A 20,862-nucleotide genomic window follows, 5' to 3' on the forward strand; every position below is an offset into this window, starting at 1 on the left:
TGCGCTGCTGCCCACGCCGAGCGACCGCGATCGTGCAGGCCATCCTCGTCCTGCACCACGTCGAAGCCGACCGCTACGCAGGATGAAAATGGCTCACTTTGGATTGATCGAACTGAACTTTTAGATTTTTGAATGGAAGCTGCCACTGTTGGTCCATGATCCTGACGGAATTTGGGCAGCGCGAGCGAGGCGTGTGGCGGCGTCGCGGAGCGGAGGTTAGGGCAGTCGCGAGCCCGGCAAACCGCAGGTGCTCCACCGGCGATCCGCGCGCCACCACGGTGGCTCGGTGACTACCAACCGGCGGCGGGGCGCCAACGAACGACGCCTCATCGGCGGGCGGTCGCCACCTTCTCGTAGGTATCTTTCGGCCCGGCGACGGAGATCGGCGCGCCGAGCGGCACGACACCCTGCGGTTCCCTAGGGGTCGACCTGGACGTGCATCCTCGGATCACGATGGCGACCCTCAGGCACGCGGACTTCTCGATCACGATGGAGATCTACAGCCACGTCTCGTCCAAGGCCACCCGGGAAGCCCTGGGGAAGCTCGGCGAAAGCCTCGGCCAGTGAGGTCTTCTCGGCAAGTGACGGTTGCGGTGTGGACGGGGGGCGCCCGCCCGCGGTCTAGTTCTACGGTGCCAGAGTGCGTAGGACGCAGAACTCGGACGATTCGAACTTCGTGGTGCCCACTGCATTGTTCACGAACGGTTGGATCTGCGTACTGTCCGACGCCAAACTGGCGTTCCTGCTGATGACGATGCTGATGTACCGGCCGGAGCAGGACGGCTTCGCGCTGCCAGCGAAGATCCCCACATGCATCGGCAAGACTGTTCTGCTCTCCTCGTTCCACGGCGCCACGCCAGCACCCTCGGGTACACAAGAACTACCTCGGCATGAGGGACTCGGCCCGGCTGCCTGGCCCGGGCCTTCAGCCGGTGAGCGCCGTTCAGTACGGCAGAGCCCGGCCAAGTTGCTGGGCGTAGCCGCGGTGTGCGATGAGGATCGCGTCGAGCCACCGGGCCAGCATCTCGTCGGCCCGGAGCACCCGGGTCGTCTCGGCCTGGAAGGACTCGCGGTCGTAGTGGTAGGCGGACCCGACGTCGGGCTGCGCGGCGAGTGCGTTCTCCAGGTAGTCCTCGACGATGGACCCGAGGTTCGGCTGGACCAGATGGCCGACCTCGTCATCGAAGCCGAGGCCCCACCGCAGGCCGTCACCGGTCGAGACGTAAATCTGCGCCACCAGGTCCGCGCGGGCGATCGGGTGCTCGTCCCGGGTCTCGTCGGGGCCCGCCAGGCCGATCAGCTCGGCCGGGAACCGGTCGAGGACAGCAGCCGCAGTGGGAAGATCAGCGAGCTGGTCCCCGCGGTAAGCCACGCTGCCCTGGCCCGGGGTGCCGCTTGCCGGCTCGACGCCGGGCACCGCGAACGGCGGGAAAGCACTCATTTCTCAGTCCTTCGTATCGGAGGCCGTGTCGCGGGACGGGCCGGAGCCCGCCCCGCGACACCTGGGATCATTCCACCGGGAAGTGGATGGTGAACGGGATCTTGTTCGTCTTCAGGCAGTTGAACAGCTTCTCGGTCATGCCGAGGTCGTTCACGTTGGGCTGACCGCTACCGCTGCCGACGAAGTGCCAGTGGACGCCCTTGACACCCTTGCCCTTCATGTCCGGTTTGCCGGCGTTGGCAGCCTTGATCTTCTCCTGGTTGTCGGGGTTCATGTACCAGGCATCCTTCTCGCACTGGGTGACCTGCTCCAGGATCCGGTCGTCGCCCTGGGCGAAGCCCGACTTCACCTCGTGCAGGATCCAGCCGTCGGTGAGTTCCTCGCCGAAGTCGGCGTCCCGGCCGCCCTTGAACCTGTCGTCGTCCGGCCTGGCCAGCGGCAGCTGCGACCGGCCCACCTTGCCCTGGCTGGCCATCAGCTCGTTGAGGATCGTCTCGCCGTCCTGCCAGCCGTACGCCCAGCGCAGGTTGGGCCCGTCGACGTGCAGCGCGTCCGGGTCGGTCATCATCTCGTGGGTCCGCTTGAGGTCGGTCCGCTTGCCGTTGAGCAGCCGGTCGAAGGTCTTCTTGCTGATCCATCCGTCGGGGACGGCGGAGGCGGTCACGGCGAACGCCGCTGCCGCGTCCTCCGCGACGATAGCGTTGTAGACCTCCGGCATGATGAGCTCGTAGGTGAGCTCCTTGACGGTGTCCGGGATCTTGTCGTACCGGGCGACATAGCGCGCCGCGTCCATGAGCCGGTGCGCGTACTTGGCGACGAACTTCGCGACCTTGGCCGGGATGGCAACCGCGTCGCCGACGTACGGGACGAGCCCGAGAACGTTGAAACCGACGCTCACCCAGTCGCCGTGGATGATCGCCGCGACGGTGTCGCGGATGTCCGCCAGGGTGCCGGTGATCCAGCCGACCACCGGGATGACGCTGGACGCGCTGGCACACAGGTTGCCGGCGAGCCAGGCCATCGAGTCCTTCTCGGCGAAGTCGCCGGCGAACATGCCGAGCAGGAAGTCGGTGACGTACGTCCACTTGCTGATCTGCTCGTCGAAGCGGCCCGGGTGCAGACCCTTCGACTCGGCGTTGGAGATTTCGTAGTCGTCACGCAGGCCGTCGTTGTCGGTGTCCTGGTTCAGCGCGCTGATCAGGTAATCGAGCTCGACACTGTCGGAGAGGCCGTCGCCGTCGGTGTCCACCTTGGTCGGGTCGGAGCCGAGGTCCTCTTCCGCGAGGTCCCGCACACCGTCGCCGTCCGTGTCGATCGGCGTGGGGTTCGGGTCGATCGGCTGGCCGTCGCCGGGGACCGGCGGGGCACGCGGCTGGTCGGGAACCAGCGGGTTGGTGCCCTTGGCCACCTCGGCGCCGTCGTTCAGGCCGTCGCCGTCGGTGTCCGCCTCGGTCGGGGAGGTGCCGAGCCGCTGCTCTTCGAGGTTGGTCAGCCCGTCCCCGTCAAGATCCTCGGCGCCGTCGTTCACCGTGTCGTTGTCGGTGTCGTACGCGTTCGGCCGGGTCCAGCCGGCCAGCGCCGTGATCTCGAACTTGTCGGTGAGCTCGTCACCGTCGGAGTCGGCGAGCAGCGGGCTGGAGCCGAAGCGCAGCTCCACCACGTCGACCACACCGTCGTTGTCGTGGTCACCCTTGTACGTGATGCCGAACCGGGTGAGTACCCGGAAGCCACTCTCCCAGGCGTCCTCGGCCTGGATGGTGGCGGGCAGAACGTTGGCCTTGACAAGCATCTCGTCGGCCTTGGCCAGGTAACCCTTGGCCGCTTCGAGGTCGGCGAACGCCTCGTCGACGCCGGCCGGAGCGGGCGGCGGAGGCGGGCTGACCCGGCGGAACGGGCCGATCGTCGCCTCGGCGTCCTGGATCGCCGCGTCGGCCAGCAGCCGGACCCCGGTAAGCGCCTTGACCAGCGCGGTGACGTGACCCTGCTCGGCCTCGCCGCTGGGCGGGCTGGCGCCGGTCATCCGGCTCTTGAGGAAGGCCTCGAGGTGCTTCAGGTTGTCGAACGCCGCGGCGGCGTCGGCCGTCCCGTTGAGCCGCGCGCCGTCGAAGTACCGGCTCTTGACGTCGGCCTGCACCGGCTCGAGCCGGCTTTCACCGAGATCGTCACCGACATACGGGCGCAGCGCCTCAGTGCCCTCGATGACCGACGCCCTTGCGTCGAGTTGGTACCTGGTGGCCGGGATCTTGGCGATCTCGACCTGCCAGAGCGGCGTCTCGGCGGCGGCCGCCGGTGTGCCGAGGAGGGCTATCGGAGCAACGACGGCCGCGGACAGCGCGGCCGCCATTCTCCGGCGTAGTGGTAAACCACGTCTCACAATGTTCCCCCAGTGTGTGGCGAGTTGCCCAATGAACCCTTTTTCAACCTGGCATCGAGCTCGGCGGCACCGGACCACAGAACAGCGCCGGCCACTGCCGGCCCCACCGCGTCGAAGAGGTTCAACGTGGGGGGATCGTATAGAGCCCCATCTATACTCTGCATATATTTACAAATATATGTGGGCTGGCCTGCGGAAACTTAAGCAGCAGGCAGACGTTGGGAACCGGCAGGCGTCACTCGCCCGGCTCATCGCGCGGTGACGGCGAGGTAGCTGTCCTCCAGGCCGGGATCCATCGGGGATCTTCGAAGTTAGGCGGGGTTGAGGTGTCCGCGGTGGTGGTGGGTGGTGGCGGTGCGGGTGCGTAGGCGCTGATTTTCGGGGTTCGGAAGCCGTAGGCGTCGCGGGCGACGGTCTTGATGACGCGGTTGGTGCCTTCCGAGCCGGCGTTGGTGATGCCGGTGGTCAGGAACGCGTGGATCTGCGGCCACCAGGTTTCGATGGGGGTGGCGAGCCGGTGCAGTTCGGGCAGGTCGGAGGGGGCGCAGCGGGTGTAGACGCGGTGCAGCAGCCGGTGGACGTGTTCCCGGTCGGGTCGGGTGCGCGCCAGTGCGAGCAGGTCGAGCAGGTCCTCTTTGGCGTTCCACGCGGCGAGGATCGGGGCGCCGATCGCGGCGGGCAGCGCTTGCAGGGTAACGGCCAGGCGGTCGACGTGCTGGCCGCTCATGCGGGCGGCGGAGCAGGTGAGCCGGTTGCGTAGCCGCCATTCCGGGTCGCTGCCGCGGCCGCGGCGCCCGCGCTGGGTGAGGGTGACCCGGCGGCGGACTTCGGTGACGGCCCGGTTGGCTAGTTGCACGACGTGGAAGTGGTCGACGACCAGCAGCGCGTGCGGTAGCACCTGGCGGATGGCGGCCTTGAAGACGGTGCACATGTCGATCGCGACCGCCTGGATCTGCTCACGCCAGGCGGGGGTTCGCTGCAGCAGCCAGCCGGTCACGGCCGCGGTCGTGCGGCCCTCGACCTGGGCCAACAGGCCCTGGCCGCCGGTCAAATCGCAGAAGCCGACGTGCCACCGGTCGGTTGTGGTGGTCCACGACCCGGCCTGCTCGTCCCAGGTCCAGTGCGGTTTGCCGCGGCGGACCTCGTCGATGCCCAGCACGGTGACCGGCTGCGGCTCGGTTGGCAACACCCTGCTCGCGTGCGCGGTGAACGCCGCGGCGACGACCGGCCACGAGACGCCGTGGTCCGGGCGGCCTGCACGATCGTGCGGCCGGCATCGGCGACCGCCGCCCCGGCCGCGTCTCGCAACCGGGTGGTCAGCCGGGCGCGGGCCGGCACCGCGGGGACCTGCTCGGTGAACGTACGCCGCGGGCAGTCCCGCTGGTCGCAGTGCCAGCGTCGTTTACGCCAGCGCAGCCAAACCGGCCAGCCCCCGATCGGCAGGTCCCGCGGCCGGGTGGTGGCCCACTGCTTGACCCGGGCCGCCCGCTGCCCGCACTGCGGGCAGCATCGTGCCTGCTCATCGCCGGTTTCCAGGTGCACCGTCGGGACGCTCGCGGCGTCCAGCTCGACCCGTTCGACCACCAGGCCGTCCAGCCCCAGCAGCCGGGTCGTATCGATGACCATGCTCGCAGCTCTTCACTTGTGACCGTCCGGATTAGACACTCAGATGATCACCGATGGGCTGCGAGCCCTCACGTCCGGGTCGTCTTCAGCCGCGAACCCCGCTCAACTTCGATAGGGACACCCCCTGCGTACGCGAGGAGCAGCAGCGCTGGAGCTGGACGCCATGACGCTCGGGAGGATCACCCCCGCGTACGCGGGGAGCGCGTAACCCGCGCCGCAGACCGCGTCGGCTTCGGCGGACATCATCGCCTGCGCGAACGTTCTGATCATCGCCTGCAACAGATCCGGCGACGCGCCCGCGATCTGCTCGCACAGCAGGTCAACAGGGTTCGCACTCTCAGACGCGGCCATCGCGCATCACACTCCTTCACTCGAACTTTGCCGTCTCGAAGGATCGCGCGGTGGCCGTCTCTCATCTACGCAACAAGCCCATCACGGGCAAGTCGTACACGACTTCCGTGGACGCAACCCACGGCCCGGCGCATAACAGTTATGTGAATCGATATAGGCGGTCGCTCAAACCGCTTCTGGTGGACAGATTTTGCCCTCTTGACGAGGGACTTCTGTCGCAGTCTAATTTGGTGACCATATAGGGAGGCCTACTCGTGGGAGCGTTCCAGTTCGCCGTTCTGACGTGGCAGGGCTTCCTTCTGATCGCGGCTGCCCCCGCAAAGGTGCGCGCACCGCGTCGGTTCGCAATGGCCGTTGCCGGTTACCGGCTTGCGCCGTCTGCCTTGGTTGAGCCACTGGCATGGAGCGTTTCCGGTGTCGAAGCCACCCTCGGCACCGGCCTCATCAGCAGTTGGCACCCGACGTTCATGTCTCGGCTCGCGCCGCAGTCGGGATCCCGAACAAAGCCGTCGGCATCCGCCGCCTGGTAGCGGCGGAACGGCACATCATTCGTCTCGACCAGCGCGTGTCGACAATGGCGCTGGGACGCAGCAGGCCGCCCTCGTCCGTTAGAGATATCAACCCATCGGAAGGAGTCGGAGATGAGCATGAGGTTCGTGAATCGGCGGCAGTTCCTGCGTCGACTGGGAGGCACCCTCGCTGCCGGAGCAGGCATCGCGTTATTTCCGGCTGGATTCGCCTCGGCATCGTCCAAAACCGGTCCGACATCGGCCTCTGGCCATACAGGCGGCGGGCCGGCGTACCCGGGAGACCCCGGCTTTGTCGCCACGAGTCCAGGGGAACTAGATGCTGCTAAATCCAGTTGGGAAACGCCGGAATATGGTTATTATACCGGCCACAATCCATCTACTCCTGGCACAGCAGTCAATTCCCCATGGCAGCTCGTCGCGGTAAACGCGTCCACCGCCTACGCCCTAGGATACCGCGGGCAGGGCGTGACGCTCGGCATGATGGATTCGGGCTACAGGACTACACACGAAGCATTCCAAACCAGGCTGATCGTTCCGGTGAGAGCGGAGGGTGTCTACGGAACGTCCGGCTTCGGGTATCGAAACGCAGCAACCCCGGCGAACCCGTTTACTGCGGGCCAGCCGTTCACTGTGGCGGGCGATCAGGCGAGAACAAGTGACTACGGGCACGGGACCGGCATGCTTGGGGTTACCTCCGGCATCCGCGATGTCAAAGACCAGCACGGCATCGCCTTTGGATCGACGATGTATGTCGCCATGACCGGCGGCTCGGATACCCAGTCCCACGGCCCCTTCCACGATTACGTGTACTGGCACACCGCCAACAAGGCCCTGGTCGACGCAGGCGCCCAGGTCATCAACAGTAGTTGGGGCTCTTATGTCCAGACTGTTGACAGGACCCGCTTTGACGGTCTAGGAAACGACCTTGGTGTCAATGGCAACCTCGCCAACGCTTACCAAGTGCGTGGCAAAGACAGCGCCAGCGCCGCGGCAATGGCGACCATTATCCCCAACGAGTACCTGAAGGATCTGGAGTACCAGTATTTCCTCTTCAAGAAGAGCTATTCGGAAGGTGGCATTCAATACAATCCGAGCCACCCCGGACGCTCCTTCATGGATGCCATCTGGGACGCTATCAAGGACAGCGGTACCGTCAACGTAAGGTCGGCCGGCAACAACGACTGGAGCAACCCGTATTTCCGCCCGGCGTATCCCTTCTTCAATCCCTTGGCGGAGAAGCAGTGGGTATCAGTCGGCGGGGTGCAACCGCCCACTGCGGCCAGTCCCGAATACACAAAGCAGTTCGGGTACAACGAGGCGGGGCTCGCCAAATGGTGGACCGTGTCTACCCCTTCAAACAGTGTCCGGACCACGAGCAGCGGTGGTGACACTAACTATTCAAACTCGAGCGGCACGTCTCCGGCAACGCCCGTTGCGACAGCGGTGATGGGGGTTCTGCTCTCCCGCTATCCGAACATGGACGCGAAGCAGGTGCGTGAGCTGATGTTCACCACGGCGAACAACAAGATGTCCGACGGTGTGAGATTCCTCGGCACCGGGCAAACCTCCCCCTCCGGGGCATCCATTGCCTGGACCGCTCCCGACGGTCTCCCGGACGAACGCTGGGGCTGGGGGATTCCCGATCTGGCCAAAGGCATGTACGGCCCCGGCCAACTCCTGAGTCCTATGACCTACAACATGGATAAAGCGCCCCTGGACGTCTGGTCGAACGACATCAGCCAGATCGCGATCAAGGAAAGGGAAAAGGAAGATCTAGAGTGGCTGACGGGCTACAAGGAGCAGGGCATTGCCTACGCCGGTGAATTCAGCCCCAACGTACTAAACCCAGACGGCACGCTTAACGAACAGGCCTTCATGCTTCAGGGCATTTTGGCTGATCCTTACATCCAAGCTATCACTAACGGCCATCCCGAGTTGTACGACAAGATCACCTATGAGGACGCCGTCAAGTGGCGCAAGGAATGGATGGACGAGCGCGCGGCCTACATTCAGAACAACATCAACAACAACCTCTACACGGCTTCTCTGACCAAGCAGGGCCCCGGGACGCTGATCATGACGGGCGACGATACCTACGAGGGCGGCACGACGGTTGAAGGCGGTAAGCTTTCGATCACCGGCTCGCACGCAAGCTCGATCGACGTCAAGGGCGGCACGCTCGGCGGCAGCGGTTTCGTGGCAGGCAGCATCGACGTCGACAACGGCGTGCTGCAGCCCGGTCTGTCGTCCGGGGAAGCGGCGTCCGCCGCGTCCATCACCCTCACCGACGTCGCGCCCGGCAACGTCCTGAACGTCGGTGGCGACGTGACCGTCAGCCGAGCGGGTCGCCTCGCCATCACCATCTCCGGCGACCACGACTACACGAGCGTGCGGGCCGCGGGTGACCTGGTGCTGGACGGCGAACTCGCCCTAGACATTCGCGCGCCCCTCACTCCGGGCACGGTACTGACGATCATGAGCGGGGACTCGATCAAGGGCAACTTCCGTTCCCTGCCGGAACGGCGGGTCCTGAACGCGGGCCACCACATGTTCAGGGTGTCCTACCAGGACGGCGATGTGACGCTGACCGCCGTGCGGACGCTGCCCGGGACACGGTCCGGCGGCGTCTAGCCGCACGTGGCCTGGCCAGCCAGGCTCAGGTTCGCCTGAGCCTGGCTGGCCAGGCCTTGCCCAACATGGCCGCGTTGACGAAGCTGCCACCACTGCGCAAGCGCAAGGGCAGCTCCGACCTCGTCGGTGCCACCGACATGTACCGCAGAGCCGCCGACCACGGAATCACCGCGGCGTTGATATCGCTGGCCGAACTAGTTGAAGAACAGGGCGACCGGGTCCAAGCGACGAACTGGGCGGCGCGACTGGCCACTGACCATGGCGACAGCGACGGCCTCCTCATGCTGATTCGGCTGCGTCAGCGCGCGGGAGACCAAGCCGGCGCGGCCCGCATGCAACGCTTCGGCTTGGAGGACGACGATGCACAGGGATGACAAACCTGGTTGCAACCCCAGTAAATGGGGGTTTTCGGGGGGCGGTTCAAAACCCCATAGATAAACTTAAAGCCCTGACCAGCATTTCCGCTGTCAGGGCTTTCGTCTGTCGGGATGGCCGGATTCGAACCGACGACCCCTTGTTACCAACCGTAGTCATCCCGGCCTTGTCATTGATTGCCGGGAATTGGCGTTGGGCTGCACAAACACGATCAAGCAGCGGCCACTTCTTGTCACTGGCTGCCAACGACAGGTAGGGTTTTCGGGGGGTAAACGGGGGCAGACGGACCGGACGTCGCCAGGGTGCAACCGCGCGCGTAGCCCTACATCGGCGCCTCCCGCCACCAAGAGAACGGCGTGCCCCCTCCATCGCGACCCGTGTCCGCAAGGCATGGGGGGTACGGGTCGGTGGGGCGAGTTGCACCTCAACTGCATGATCAGTGCTGTTGTTGCTCTGCGGCTGTGTTGATCAGTGATGGGTTCTGACAACGGCCCCGCCAACGGATCAGCCGCTTCGACGGTTGCCCCACTGGCGCGGGCTCTGGACCGAGCCTCGGCCGCCGAAATGCTGACCCTTCCCAGGAGGTTGAGGCGAGGCGACCTTGCCCTTCGCGCGCCGGGCAGCCCGATTTTCGTGAACGGCAGGCTGGTCGGCCTCGGCGGTGGTTGAGGACTCGGCATCCGCCGCGTGGTCGTCCTGGACGGGCTCAGACTCTGGCATCGGGTTCTCCCTGCGTTGGTGGGCCGCCCTGCGGACCATGGACAGCCGACGGACGCGGATTACTCGACGCCGGAGTGGGCACCATGACGGTATCGCAACGCCGAGCCCGTCCGATCGACGGTCTCAGCCTCGACGGGTTGGTCGCGTAGTGCCGCCAGTCACGGACAGCGCGAAGCACCTTTACGGACCTTCTCAAGCAGCCGTTTGTCAGGCGGCGGTGAACCCGCCGTCGACTGCGAGGGCGGCCCCGGTGATGAACGAGGCGTCGTCACTGAGCAGGAACGCGGCGCAGGCGGCGACCTCCTCTGGCTCGCCGATCCGGCCGATCGGGTGCATGGCCATGGCTGCCTCGATTGCCTCCTCCGCCGAGTCGCCCATGTTGCGGCGCAGCAGTGGCGTGTCGACCCCGTTGGTGACCAGGGCGTTCACCCGGATACCGCGGGCGGCGATGTCGAGCGCGACCGAGCGGGTCAAGCCAACCACGCCGTGCTTGGCGGTCGTGTAGGCGGCCATGCGGGCCTGCCCCACCACGCCGGAGACCGACGCGTTGTTCACGATGGCGCCTCCACCAGAAGCCTCCAGCGCGGGAATCTCGTGCTTGAGGCTGTAAAACACGCTGCTGAGGTTGAGGGCCAACTCGCCGTCCCATGCCTCACCGCTGAGGTCGGTGACCGGCCCCATGGCGGTCGCTGCGCCGACGTTGTTGAAGGCGCCGTCGAGACGGCCGTAGCGCTCGACCGCCTGCCGCACGGCGGCGGCCACCTCGGCCTCCACCGTGACGTCGGTGGGCACGAAGATCGCGTGGGGCAGGCGTGAGGCCAGCTCGTCGCCAGCCTCCTTGCCCCAGGCGGCCAGAACGACCTTTGCACCCTCGGCGGCGACCCGCTCGGCCACGGCGCGGCCATGCCGGAGGTGGCTCCAGTGATCAGAATGGCTTTGCCTGCGAAACGTTCGGACATGACACTCCTCTATGGATCTTTGGTGATCAAAAGGTGAGAACCAGCCGGCCGCGGATGCCGCCGGCTTCGAGCAGCCGATGCGCCTCGGGCGCATCGGCCGGGGCAAGGGTCCGCGCGACGCGCGGAAGCAGGACGCCATGCTCGGTCAGGCGGCGGATTCTTGCCAGTCGGTCGGCGCGGCCGGCGTAGTCGGGCACGAACGGGGTCCGCACCGTGCTGCCACGTCCGGCGCCGGCGGCGTACGCGCCGGGTTCGCCATTGCCGGGCAGCAGGGGCAAGGCTGCCGCCGTCACGGACGGCGTCCACCACCTGGGGGCCGACCAGCGCGGCGTCAACGAGCGCGTCCACACCGGCGGGTTGGATGGCGCGGATCCGCCGGGCGACGTCATCGCCGCGGGCGACGATCTTGGCTGCGCCCGCCTTACGCACCATGGTCTCGTCGGCGGGGGCAGCGTCGGCGATCACGACGAGGCCGGCCGCCGCGGCCATCTGCACCACATAACCGCCCGACGGCACCGGCTGCCCCGGTCACGGCCAGGACCGCACCTGGCTCCAGAGCGAGCTGGTCGAGATTGAGCAGGGCGATCAGCCCGTTCAGCGGCAGAGCCGAAGCCGTCGCGTGATCGACGTCCCTCGGTGCCCGGGTCACCGAGCCGGCGGGTAGCACGACGTGCTTGGCGTACCCGCCGCCGAAGTAGTCGGCGGTGCCGTCGGGGCGGGGCAGGAACGGCAGGACCATCGCTATTACCGGGTCGCCGTAGGCCAGGTCGGTGACCGTCCCAGGGCCGATCTCGTCCACGGTGCCCGCCACGTCCTGGCCGGGCACGTATGGCCCGGGAATGTCGCGTAGCAGCCAGGCCGCGTTCAGGGGTCATCCGACAGCGCCGGCATCGACCGCTGTGCTGGAGGACCGGACGGAGAAGGAGAAGCTCGCTCCGGCACCGAACACGACCATCGACGGCCAGCCGGCGTACCGGGCTCGCTCGACGGACCCGCCACGATGGTGCGGGTCGGCGGAAGCGGAGGCGTGCTGGTCGAAGTGGACGCCAACGGCTGCCGACGGGGCCAGGACCGACCGTGGTGGTTGGGTCAACCAAACGTCGTTGTCGCGGATCTTGAACTTGGTCCAGAGCGTCTTGCGGAGGGACTGCTGGACCAGTCGGTCGCCCTCACGGTCCAGTAGGTCCTTGACGTCGAGCTGGGAACAGCGCGGCGTCGGTGACCGCCTTGATACGACGAAGCCGCTCGCCGTCTCCGCTGCCCTGCACGTCAATCACGTGCAGGAGCCTGACTGTCCCCGGGTAGGAACAGCCAAGTCAGATGGCAGTTGCCCGGGACACCTTCCACTCCCCGTTCACTGGGACCAGGGTGAGCACCACCCGGTTCTGGTCGACCTTCTCGCCTGCGGTGTTCACGTTGCGCCGGTACTGGTTGAGGTAGACGAGCAACTCGACCCGTTCGGCGGTCGCGGTCACCACGCCCGTCGCGGACACCTCGGCTGCCACGATTGCCTGCTGGCTGGCCGCGGTCTGCTTCAACGCCGCCGTGGTCTGCTCGTACTCCTTGCCGAACTGCCCGGTGGCGAAGGTGCGGCCGTTGGCGACGCTCTCGTCGAACGTCCGGTAGTCGTAGGAGAAGATTGCCTTGGCAGCGGCGGGCGCGGTGGCCAGGGCCTGGCGTACGGCGCTGTCTCGCTGCCCGGCGCGGTGATCGCCCCACCAGCCGGCGCCGGCGACGGCGGCCGTGAGGACGATCGCGACGACCAGGGCCGGGACGAGCCGGATCCGGGCGGTACGCAGCCGGGGAACGCGCGGCCGCCGCGGGAATCGGACCAGGGTACGCACGTGTCCTCCCTCTTTCATCCGACGAACTGCAGCCGTGTCACGAGCCACCGCCCGGATGCCTTGTCGTGGACGATGTCCAGCTGAATCCGGTAGTGCGACGGCCGCCCCTCGGGTGCCTTGACGTTCTTGACGGTGGCGTCGACGGCGACCAGTACAACCGCTCGACGGCGATCTCCGGAGACCAGCCCGGCCCGTAGCACCGTTCCGCGCGAGTCGACCTTGTTCTCCACGACCGCGGAGCGGACCTGCGACTGGCCTCGGGTGAACTCGTCCTTGAAGTCGCCGGTGGCTCCGGCGGTGATCCGCTGGATGTCCCGGTCGACGCTGGCCGCGCTGACCGAGACGAAGTTGACGCTGGCCTGTTTGGCGGCGGCGAGGGCCTGCTGTCGGGCCTGGTCCGTCGCCCGGTCGACGTACCAGCGGTGCCCAGTCACCCCGCCGGCGGCGACCGTGGCGGCGAGCACGGCCACGAGCAGGACGACCAGCGACCGTCGCCGGGTGGTCGACGTGGCGCGCTCGCCCGTTCGGCGGGCATCGGAGGCGTCCTCCGGCGAGCTGTCCGCGCTCGCGGGATCGTCTCCGCTCGCCGGGTCCGCGGCATCCGCCAAGTCCTCGACCGGCTCCTGGTCGAGCCGCTTCAGCAGGTCCTCGATCGGTTCGACCGGTCGGGGGAGCTGGCGGGGCACGATCCGGCGCTGCGACGCGCGGCCGGGGACCCCGGGCTTCGCTCCCTTGATGACTTTCAGCGTGTGGTCCCTCCGGGCCCGCATCTGCGCCTCCTTCTTCGCGTCGCTCACGGCGTCACCCCGGCCAGCAGCAACTGCTTCCACGACTGGTCTCCGGCTGTCCGGGACTGGCCACCGGTCCCGCCGAACTGCAACGGCCGGCCGTCTGCGCCGAGTACCAGGCCGGTCACCGGGTCGTACCCGCCGGGCTCGGCCCCGCCGGCCGGAGCGCCGCCGGGCGACCCCGGGTCGGGAGCCGGTTCCCGGCCGCCCGGTCGGGGGGCGTTGGCGGCGCCGCGCACGCTGGCGCCGGCCGCCTGCTCCCCCGCGTCGCAGGTCGTTCGGCCGCCCCCGTATACGCAGGAGGGCGGATCGTCGACGTTGAGGACCAGGCCGAGGTGGGCGGTGCCGTCGCCCGGGGTGACGGTGAAGCCGCCGGCGACGGCGATCGGGTACACCACCAGCAGTTGCTCGATGCCGGGCAGCCGCCGGGCGGCGATGCCGTTGACGGTCACCAGGTTGCCGAGCAGCGTGCCGACCGTCGGTTCCAGCCCCCGCAGCAACGCGACCAGTTCCCGGCCGGCGGGCGGCCCGGCGGCGAGCAGCCGCCGCAGGTCGGGGTCGGCGTCGCGGACGGTGGCCGCCAGCTGGGCCAGGCCCGCCGCCCACCGGCGCAGCGCCTGGGCCGACTCGGCCTGGGTGGTGAGCACGGTTCGTCCGTCGTTGATCAGCGCGAGTGTTTCCGGCAGGCGGGTGGTCGCATCGGTCAGTAACGCGTCCCCGTCGTTCAGGATCCGGGCCAGGGCCAGCTCGTTGCCCTCGAACGCGGCGCCGAGTTCGGTGATCAGGACGCGGAGGTCCTCCGGACCGACGGAGCGCACCAGGGCGTCGAGGTTACTGAGCAGGACCTCCGGCGCGAGCGGGACACCGGTCCGCTCGACCGGGATCACCGCGCCGTCGGTGAGGTAGGGACCGCTGTCGCGCTCCGGACGCAGGTCCACGTACTGCTCGCCGACGGCGGAGCGGTGCGCCACCACGGCCCGCAGGTCGTCGGGTACCCGGACGTCGCGCTGCAACCGCAGGTTGGCCCGGACCCCGTCACCGCGCAGGGCGACCGCGGCGACCCGGCCGACGGGCACGCCGCGGTAGGTGACCGGGGCGTTGGGGAAGATGCCGCCGGCGCGGGCGAGGTCCAGGTGGACGACGTAGCTTCCGCCGAGCAGCCGGTCGCCCAGCCCGACGTAGCGGACGCCGACGTAGCTGACGCCGAGCACGCTCACCAGCAGGAACGCCAGCACCTGAATCTTCGCGGTACGTCCGATCATGGCGTCAACCCCCCGGACAGCAGGTCCGGCAGGGTGCCGGTCTGTCCGATCACCGCGCCGGTCAGCGGCAGGATGCACTGTGCCGTCAGGACCGTGCCGGAGGGCAGTTCGGTCCCGACGGGAAAGACCGTGCCCGGTGGCACGAGGCCCTTCGGCAGGATCAGCCCGCCGATGGGCACCTTCGAGCCGGGCTTGAGCAGGACACAGCCCTCCGGCAGCTGACAGTCCTTCGGCGGCGTCCAGGTCGCGGGGAAGTTGAGCGGGTCAGGTAGGCACTTCAGGATCGGCAGGTCAGGTAGCGGGCGGGACCCGCCGCCGGGCCGCGGCACGGTCGGTGCGCCGCCACCGGCCGCCGGTGCCCGGCCGGGGGTGGCGCCCTTTGCCGGCGTCTGCGGACGGGCCGGCGCGGCGGGGGCAGCGGCGGGGGCAGCGGCGACCAGGTTCGCCAGGATGGACGCCGAGTCGAGGTCGGCGGTGATGGAGAGGTTGACGAAGTCGCCGACGATCGCGCCGGTGACATTGGGTGGGAACGGGAACGACAGCATGAAGTCCAGCGACTTGGGCAGGTCGTCCCCGGCACGTGTGAGCTGCTCCAGGATCGGTTGCAGCGCCCGCACGTCGGCCAGCGTGTCGTCGCGGCTGCTGTTGACCACCCGGGTGCCGACGTCACCCAACCGGTCCAGAGCGGTCAGCGCCTGGGTCAGTTGGGCGCGCTGCCCGGCCAGCACGGTCAGGCCCGGGGCAAGGGAGTCCACGGCCTCGCCGAGCACCTGCTTCTGGCGATCGAGCCGGCCGCTGAGCCGGTCCAGGGCGTCGAGGGCGCGGACCAGGTCGGCCTTCTGCTTGTCGAGACCCCCGATGAACGTGTCCAGCTGGTCCAGCGTGTCCCGGACGGCGGGCTCCCGCCCCTCGAGTGCGGCGCCGAGCTCCTGGTTGATGGTCCTCAGCTGCGCCAGACCGCCGCCGTTGAGCAGCAGCCCCAGCGCGGCGAGGACCTCCTCCACCTCGGTGCCGCGAGCGGTCCGCGACAGCGGTATGAGGTCACCCTCGGTGAGTCGATTGGAGGAGGCGCCGGTGGGTGGCGACGCGACCGTCACGTACTTCTCGCCCAGCAGGCTGCTCTGCCGGACCGCGGCCGTCGCGTTGGACGGCAGGCGTACGTCCGCGCCGAGGCGCAGGGTGACCCGGGCGGTCCAGCCAGCCAGGGAGATCTTCTCCACGCTGCCGACCGTCACGTCATCGACCTTGACGGCGGCCTGCGGCACCAGGTCGAGCACGTCACTGAACTCGGCGGTGACGGCGTACCCGTCGCCCTTTGGGGCGCCGCCGGGCAGCGGCAGGTCGGCGAGGTCGGGCAGGCCGCACCCGGCCGGCAGCATCACCACCACGATCGCGTACGCCAGGGTCCGCAGGGCACGGGTCCTCATGACACACCCCGCAGGATGCCGCCGAGGGTGGGGTCGCTGGTGATGCCGGAGCCGCCCGGCGCCTGGTCGGGGATCGGCGCACCGGGGGAACTGAGGGGAGGCTTCCCCGGTGAGGACCCGCCGGTCGCCGGGGCGCCGGGCGGCAGCTTGAGGAGTTTGCGGAGCTGGTCGGTCATGGGCAGCCCACGGGAGTGCAGGGTCTGCGCGAGTGCCCGGCACTTGGCGGGCACCTGCGCCGTGGGGAGCTCATCGGCGATCAGTGAGCAGGCGAAACCGGCGGGGTCATAGGGACCCATCACGTTGTCCCGGGTGTCCAGGGTGCCCGACCGGGGGTTGTACGCCAGGTTGAGGTTGCCCAGGGCGAGCGGGGCGACGTCGAGGATGTCGATGACGGCCTGTTGCTGGCGGACGAGGATTCCGGTGATGTCCGCCAGCGCGGCGACGTTGGAGGTCAACGCGTCGCGGTTCTGTCGGACGAACGTGGTCACGTCGGCCAGCGCGGTGGAGAGGTTGCGCAGCGCGGCGGCCAGTTCGTCGCGCTCCCCGGCCAGTTGCTGGGCGACGTCGGCCAACTGCTGGTTGAAGGCGCGCACCTCCCGGTCGCTGCGGGCGAGCGCGGTGGTGAAGCGCTGGAGGTTGACGACCGACCCGAAGAGGTCCTGCCGCCCGTCGGAGAGGGTGGCCAGTGCCTGGGACAGGCCGTTGAGGGTGTCGTGGAGGTGCTGGCCGTTGCCCTCCAGGTTGGCGCGGCCGGTGGCGACGAGGTCGGACAGTGCGCCGTCGCGGTTGGCGCCCTGGGGGCCCAGGGTGCGGTTGAAGTCGTTGAGCGCCTGATAGATGTCGTCGATCTCCATCGGAGCGGCGGTCCGCTCCAGCGGTATCTCGGCGCCGTCGGCGAGCGCGGCGCCCCCGGCGTAGGCGGGAGTGAGCTGGACGTAGCGGTCGCTGACGACGCTGGGCGGCACGATGAGCGCCTGGGCATCGGCGGGAACGGCGATCCCCGGGTCGTAGGACATGGACACCTGGACGGTGCGCCCCTGCGGGGTCACCGCGACCACCTCGCCGACGCGGACGCCGAGCACCCGGACGTCCGATCCGGGGTACACGCCGACGGCGCGGATGAAGTGGGCGACGACCCGCCGTGGGGGTGTGCCGTCGCGGAGAAGGATCACGCCGGCGGCGACGGCTACCAACAGGACGGTGGTGACGGCGACCGGCCGGCGCCACCGCTGGATGGGAGTGGGCATCAGCGGCCTCCCGTGGGCTGGTACGGCTGGAGCAGACCGGAGACGTACGAGTCGAACCAGCGGCCGTTGCCCACCACGTTGGCGAACGCGGTGACGAACGGCCCCATCCGCTGGATGGTCTTCTCCAGGTCGTCCCGGTTGCGTTGCAGGATGGCGACGACCTCCCGCAGCTTGTGCAGCGCGGGAGCGAGCTGGGCGCGGTTGTCGTTGACCAGGCCGGACAGCTGGGTGGCGAGGTCGTCGGTGCCGACGAGCAGCTTGTGGATGGCGTCCCGACGCCGGCTCACCTCGCCGAGCAGTGCCTCACCGTCGGTGACCAGTGCGCGGAACTCCTCGTCCCGGGTGGCGAGCACGGCGGTCACCTGACGGGCGCGGTCGAGCAGCGTCCGCAGTTCGGCGTCGCGTCCGGCGACGGTCCGGGAGAGCCGGGAGAGGCCGACCAGGGAGGCGTCTACGCTCGCGGGGGTGTCGGCGAAGGTCTCGGACAGGGTGGTGAAGGCGGCGGCGAGCTGGTCGGTGTCGACCTTGTCGAGGGTGTCGGCGAGCCCGGTGACCGCCTGCACCACGTCGAACGGCGCGGCGGTGCGGGCGAGGGGGATCTGCCCGCCCTCGGGCAGCCGGCCCGGTCCGGCCGGTGAGAGGGCCAGGTACTTCTGGCCGAGCACCGTCTTGATCCTGATCGTGGCGCCGGTGTCGGTGCCGAGCCGGACGGCGTCGTCGTCCACGCGGAACCCGACCCGCACGTACGGCGCGCCGTTGCGGGCGAGTTCCACGGCGGTCACCTTGCCGACCCGCACCCCGGCGACCCGCACCTCGTTGCCGGTGACGAGGCCGCTGGCGTCGTGGAAGGCCGCCTCGTAGCCGCGTCCGGTGAGGTCGGCCAGCCGGTCGAGCTGGAAGGCACCGAGCAGCACAGCGACGATCAGCGCCAGGCCGAGCGTGCCGACGACCACCGGATTGCGTTCCCGAAACGGTGTCACTGGCTGCCTCCGGCGCATCGGGCGGCCGGGGCGCTGAAGGTGGGCAGGTCGATCGGTGCCCGGCCCGACACCGCCAGGTTGCCGTCGAAGTCGCACAGGTAGAAGTTGAACCAGGAGCCGTAGGACGCGACGCGGGTCAGGGACTCGTACCGCTGCGGCAGCCGTCCGAGGGTGCCGTCGATGACGGCCGCGTTGCGGTTGAGGGTGCCGGAGAGCTCGTCCAGGGCGCGGACGTCCGCGGCGAGCGGTGGTCGTACCTCGCGCAGCAGCGACGACGTGGCGGTGGTGAGCTCACCGATGCTGACCAGTGACTCGCCGATGGCCGCGCGGTCGGCCGACAGCCCGGAGACGAACTGCTGGAGCTGGTTGATGCTCTGGTCCAGGTTCTGGTCGCGGTCGGCCAGCGTGCCGAGGACGCCGTTGAGGTTGGTGATGACCCGCCCGATGACGGCGTCCCGGTCGGCGAGGGTGTTGGTCAGCGACGCGGTGCGTTGCAGCAGGCTGCTGACGGTGCCGCCCTCGCCCTGGAGCACCTGGATGATTTCGTAGGCGAGTTTGTTGACGTCCTCGGGACTGAGCGCCGTGAACAGGGGCCGGAACCCGTTGAACAACACCGTGAGGTCCAGGGCCGGTGTCGTCTGGCCGAGCGGGATGAGGCCGTCGGGCCGCAGTGGACGCCCCTCCCCCGGCCCCTCGCTCAGCGCCACGTACCGCTGGCCCACCAGGTTGCGGTAGCGGATCTTGGCGCGGACGCTGGTGGCCACCGGGATGTCGGCGGTGACCGTGAAGGCCACCTCGGCGAGTGTGTCGTCGACGACCGTGATGTCGCGGACCCGGCCGACCTGCACACCGGCCACGCGGACGTCGTCGCCTGGGAGCAGGCCGGTGACGTCGGTGAACCGGGCCCGGTAGGTGACCCCACCCGATGGGAAGGCGCCGAGGGTCTGCGCGAGCAGCGCCGTCAGCAGCAGGGTCACCGCGGCGAAGGCCATCAGCTTCAGCAGGGGTGCCATCGCTCTGTTGCTCATCGCGCGTTCACCACCCCTCCTCTCAGCAACGGCCCCCAGAGCAGGACCGCGATGTCGGGGACCTCCGCGGGCAGGACGCCGGTGACGGCGCCGACCAGCGGCTTGACCAGCGCGCGCTCCTCGCCGGTGGCGGCCTGGCCCATCGCCGGGGAACCGGCGGCGGGCGCGGCCGCCGCCTGACCGACCGGCAAGGGGGTGTGCGGGCGAGCGCCGCCGTGGTCGTAACCGTCGGCGACCGGCACGCTGGGCGCCGGCCGCCCCGGTTGGGGCAGGCCCCGGCACTGCGGCCCGTCGTGCGCGCCGTAGACGGGCTCGTCGCGGCCCTTCTCGTACTTGCCGCCGTCGCGGGTGACCTCCAGGGTGACGTGCATCCGTCCGCCGGCGAAGACCCGCTCGACCTGGGGTTGCAGGGCGACCAGGCCGCTCATCAGGCACGGGTACTCGGGGGCGTACGTGGCGAGCAGTTCCAGCACCGGGCGGCTCACCTGGCCGAGCTCGATGATCTGGTCGCCGTGCCGGTCGAGGAAGCCGCGGGTGGCGTCGGCGGTGTCGGTGGTGTCGGCGAGGAACGCGGCCAGCTGTGCACGTTGGTCGGTGACGGTGCGGGCGGTGACGGTGACGTCCCGCAGCAGGGCGAGCAGGTCGGGCAGGGCGGCGTCGTAGCTGTCCAGCACGACGGCGAGCTTGCGGACGTCCTCGGCGATGGCCGGCATCGCCGGGTTCAGCTGCCGCAGGTACGCACCGAGCCGCTCGATGTTCGCGCCGAGCTGCTCGCCGCGTCCGTCGAGGGCGGTGGCGATCGCGCCCAGCGTCGCGGCGAGCTGCTCGGGCCGCACCGCCTGGAGCAGTGGCAGCGCCTCGTCGAGGACGCGTTCCAGCTCGACGGCGGTGTGGCTGCGGTCCTGGGGGATGACCGCGCCGACACGGATCGGTTCGCCGCTGCCGCCGGCCGGCACGAGCTCGACGTACCGCTCGCCGAAGAGCGTCTTGGGCAGCAGCCGCGCGCTGACGTCGGCGGGGATCCGCGGCGTCATGGCCGGGTCCAGGGCCAACCGGATGGTCGCGCCCGCTCCGGTGCTGTCGACCGAGCGCACGTCGCCGACGACGACCCCGCGGACCTTGACGTCGGCGCCCGGACTGAGCTGCAGGCCGGACCGGCTGGCCTCCAGGGTGACCCGGGTGACCGGCGTGAACGCCTTGCGGTATTCGAGCACCGAGGCGGTCAACGCCGCGGTCAGCACGGCGATGAACACGATGCCGAGGATGCGATGTCTCATGG

The 20,862-nt window shown here is 69.0% G+C and carries 17 protein-coding genes and 4 pseudogenes; 5 read left to right on the forward strand and 16 right to left on the reverse strand.

Features of this window, described 5'->3' with window-relative positions; genetic code table 11:
- A pseudogene (locus ABZU74_RS30650) lies at positions 1-86 on the forward strand (IS5/IS1182 family transposase); the annotation flags it as partial.
- Between the two features lie 322 nt (positions 87-408).
- Positions 409-567: pseudogene (locus ABZU74_RS30655) on the forward strand (site-specific integrase); the annotation flags it as partial.
- Between the two features lie 376 nt (positions 568-943).
- On the opposite strand, the gene ABZU74_RS30660 reads toward ABZU74_RS30655, so the two are convergent.
- The 5 genes and pseudogenes from ABZU74_RS30660 to ABZU74_RS30680 all read right to left on the reverse strand — a co-directional run.
- Complete coding sequence (locus ABZU74_RS30660) at positions 944-1,441, reverse strand: hypothetical protein (RefSeq protein WP_355431179.1); 498 nt, start codon at positions 1,439-1,441, stop codon at positions 944-946.
- A gap of 67 nt (positions 1,442-1,508) precedes the next feature.
- On the reverse strand, positions 1,509-3,785 hold the full coding sequence (locus ABZU74_RS30665) for a hypothetical protein (protein ID WP_355431182.1): 2,277 nt from the start codon (positions 3,783-3,785) through the stop codon (positions 1,509-1,511).
- A gap of 265 nt (positions 3,786-4,050) precedes the next feature.
- A complete protein-coding gene (locus ABZU74_RS30670; RefSeq protein WP_355431184.1) occupies positions 4,051-5,004 on the reverse strand; it encodes an ISL3 family transposase in 954 nt (317 codons plus the stop codon).
- A gap of 251 nt (positions 5,005-5,255) precedes the next feature.
- Positions 5,256-5,441, reverse strand: a pseudogene (locus ABZU74_RS30675) (ISL3 family transposase); the annotation flags it as partial.
- Positions 5,442-5,645: 204 nt separating this feature from the next.
- Positions 5,646-5,792 (reverse strand): annotated as a pseudogene (locus ABZU74_RS30680) (IS256 family transposase); the annotation flags it as partial.
- A 254-nt stretch (positions 5,793-6,046) separates the two neighbouring features.
- Here ABZU74_RS30680 and ABZU74_RS30685 point away from each other — a divergent pair.
- The 3 genes from ABZU74_RS30685 to ABZU74_RS30695 all read left to right on the forward strand — a co-directional run bounded on the left by ABZU74_RS30685 (position 6,047) and on the right by ABZU74_RS30695 (position 9,327).
- Positions 6,047-6,322: a MauE/DoxX family redox-associated membrane protein gene (locus ABZU74_RS30685; protein ID WP_355431187.1), complete on the forward strand. Its 276-nt coding sequence runs from the start codon at positions 6,047-6,049 to the stop codon at positions 6,320-6,322.
- A 111-nt stretch (positions 6,323-6,433) separates the two neighbouring features.
- A complete protein-coding gene (locus ABZU74_RS30690; RefSeq protein WP_355431190.1) occupies positions 6,434-8,953 on the forward strand; it encodes a S8 family serine peptidase in 2,520 nt (839 codons plus the stop codon).
- A 74-nt stretch (positions 8,954-9,027) separates the two neighbouring features.
- A complete protein-coding gene (locus ABZU74_RS30695) occupies positions 9,028-9,327 on the forward strand; it encodes a hypothetical protein (protein ID WP_355431192.1) in 300 nt (99 codons plus the stop codon).
- Positions 9,328-10,255: 928 nt separating this feature from the next.
- Here ABZU74_RS30695 and ABZU74_RS30700 read toward each other — a convergent pair.
- The 11 genes from ABZU74_RS30700 to ABZU74_RS30750 form a co-directional block, all read right to left on the reverse strand.
- Positions 10,256-10,942, reverse strand: coding sequence for an SDR family oxidoreductase (locus tag ABZU74_RS30700; protein WP_355431196.1), 687 nt, complete (start codon positions 10,940-10,942; stop codon positions 10,256-10,258).
- A 91-nt stretch (positions 10,943-11,033) separates the two neighbouring features.
- Positions 11,034-11,300, reverse strand: coding sequence for a zinc-binding dehydrogenase (locus ABZU74_RS30705; RefSeq protein WP_355431199.1), 267 nt, complete (start codon positions 11,298-11,300; stop codon positions 11,034-11,036).
- Positions 11,301-11,428: 128 nt separating this feature from the next.
- Positions 11,429-11,833, reverse strand: coding sequence for a hypothetical protein (locus tag ABZU74_RS30710; RefSeq protein ID WP_355431202.1), 405 nt, complete (start codon positions 11,831-11,833; stop codon positions 11,429-11,431).
- Positions 11,834-12,323: 490 nt separating this feature from the next.
- The gene (locus ABZU74_RS30715; RefSeq protein ID WP_355431205.1) at positions 12,324-12,851 is read right to left on the reverse strand and encodes a hypothetical protein; all 528 of its coding nucleotides are present in this window, start codon (positions 12,849-12,851) and stop codon (positions 12,324-12,326) included.
- Positions 12,852-12,865: 14 nt separating this feature from the next.
- Complete coding sequence (locus ABZU74_RS30720; protein WP_355431208.1) at positions 12,866-13,648, reverse strand: hypothetical protein; 783 nt, start codon at positions 13,646-13,648, stop codon at positions 12,866-12,868.
- Positions 13,645-14,901, reverse strand: coding sequence for an MCE family protein (locus ABZU74_RS30725; protein WP_355431211.1), 1,257 nt, complete (start codon positions 14,899-14,901; stop codon positions 13,645-13,647). The genes ABZU74_RS30720 and ABZU74_RS30725 overlap by 4 nt, the downstream gene beginning before the upstream one ends.
- Positions 14,898-16,328: an MCE family protein gene (locus ABZU74_RS30730; protein WP_355431214.1), complete on the reverse strand. Its 1,431-nt coding sequence runs from the start codon at positions 16,326-16,328 to the stop codon at positions 14,898-14,900. Before ABZU74_RS30730 ends, ABZU74_RS30725 begins: the two co-directional genes overlap by 4 nt.
- A complete protein-coding gene (locus ABZU74_RS30735; RefSeq protein ID WP_355431216.1) occupies positions 16,325-17,575 on the reverse strand; it encodes an MCE family protein in 1,251 nt (416 codons plus the stop codon). The genes ABZU74_RS30730 and ABZU74_RS30735 overlap by 4 nt, the downstream gene beginning before the upstream one ends.
- Complete coding sequence (locus ABZU74_RS30740; RefSeq protein ID WP_355431219.1) at positions 17,575-18,555, reverse strand: MCE family protein; 981 nt, start codon at positions 18,553-18,555, stop codon at positions 17,575-17,577. The genes ABZU74_RS30735 and ABZU74_RS30740 overlap by 1 nt, the downstream gene beginning before the upstream one ends.
- Positions 18,552-19,583: an MCE family protein gene (locus ABZU74_RS30745; RefSeq protein WP_355431222.1), complete on the reverse strand. Its 1,032-nt coding sequence runs from the start codon at positions 19,581-19,583 to the stop codon at positions 18,552-18,554. Before ABZU74_RS30745 ends, ABZU74_RS30740 begins: the two co-directional genes overlap by 4 nt.
- Positions 19,580-20,860, reverse strand: coding sequence for an MCE family protein (locus tag ABZU74_RS30750; protein ID WP_355431224.1), 1,281 nt, complete (start codon positions 20,858-20,860; stop codon positions 19,580-19,582). Before ABZU74_RS30750 ends, ABZU74_RS30745 begins: the two co-directional genes overlap by 4 nt.
- Between the last annotated feature and the right edge of the window lie 2 nt (positions 20,861-20,862).

The organism is Micromonospora sp. NPDC005171 (genome assembly GCF_040608575.1).
GTDB lineage: Bacteria > Actinomycetota > Actinomycetes > Mycobacteriales > Micromonosporaceae > Micromonospora.

Bases quoted from the DNA above. Each gene is read 5' to 3' on its own strand.
- ABZU74_RS30660 (WP_355431179.1), bottom strand. From the start codon at position 1,441: ATGAGTGCTTTCCCGCCGTTCGCGGTGCCCGGCGTCGAGCCGGCAAGC.
- ABZU74_RS30665 (WP_355431182.1), bottom strand. From the start codon at position 3,785: ATGGCGGCCGCGCTGTCCGCGGCCGTCGTTGCTCCGATAGCCCTCCTC.
- ABZU74_RS30690 (WP_355431190.1), top strand. From the start codon at position 6,434: ATGAGCATGAGGTTCGTGAATCGGCGGCAGTTCCTGCGTCGACTGGGA.
- ABZU74_RS30725 (WP_355431211.1), bottom strand. From the start codon at position 14,901: ATGATCGGACGTACCGCGAAGATTCAGGTGCTGGCGTTCCTGCTGGTG.
- ABZU74_RS30730 (WP_355431214.1), bottom strand. From the start codon at position 16,328: ATGAGGACCCGTGCCCTGCGGACCCTGGCGTACGCGATCGTGGTGGTG.
- ABZU74_RS30735 (WP_355431216.1), bottom strand. From the start codon at position 17,575: ATGCCCACTCCCATCCAGCGGTGGCGCCGGCCGGTCGCCGTCACCACC.
- ABZU74_RS30745 (WP_355431222.1), bottom strand. From the start codon at position 19,583: ATGAGCAACAGAGCGATGGCACCCCTGCTGAAGCTGATGGCCTTCGCC.
- ABZU74_RS30750 (WP_355431224.1), bottom strand. From the start codon at position 20,860: ATGAGACATCGCATCCTCGGCATCGTGTTCATCGCCGTGCTGACCGCG.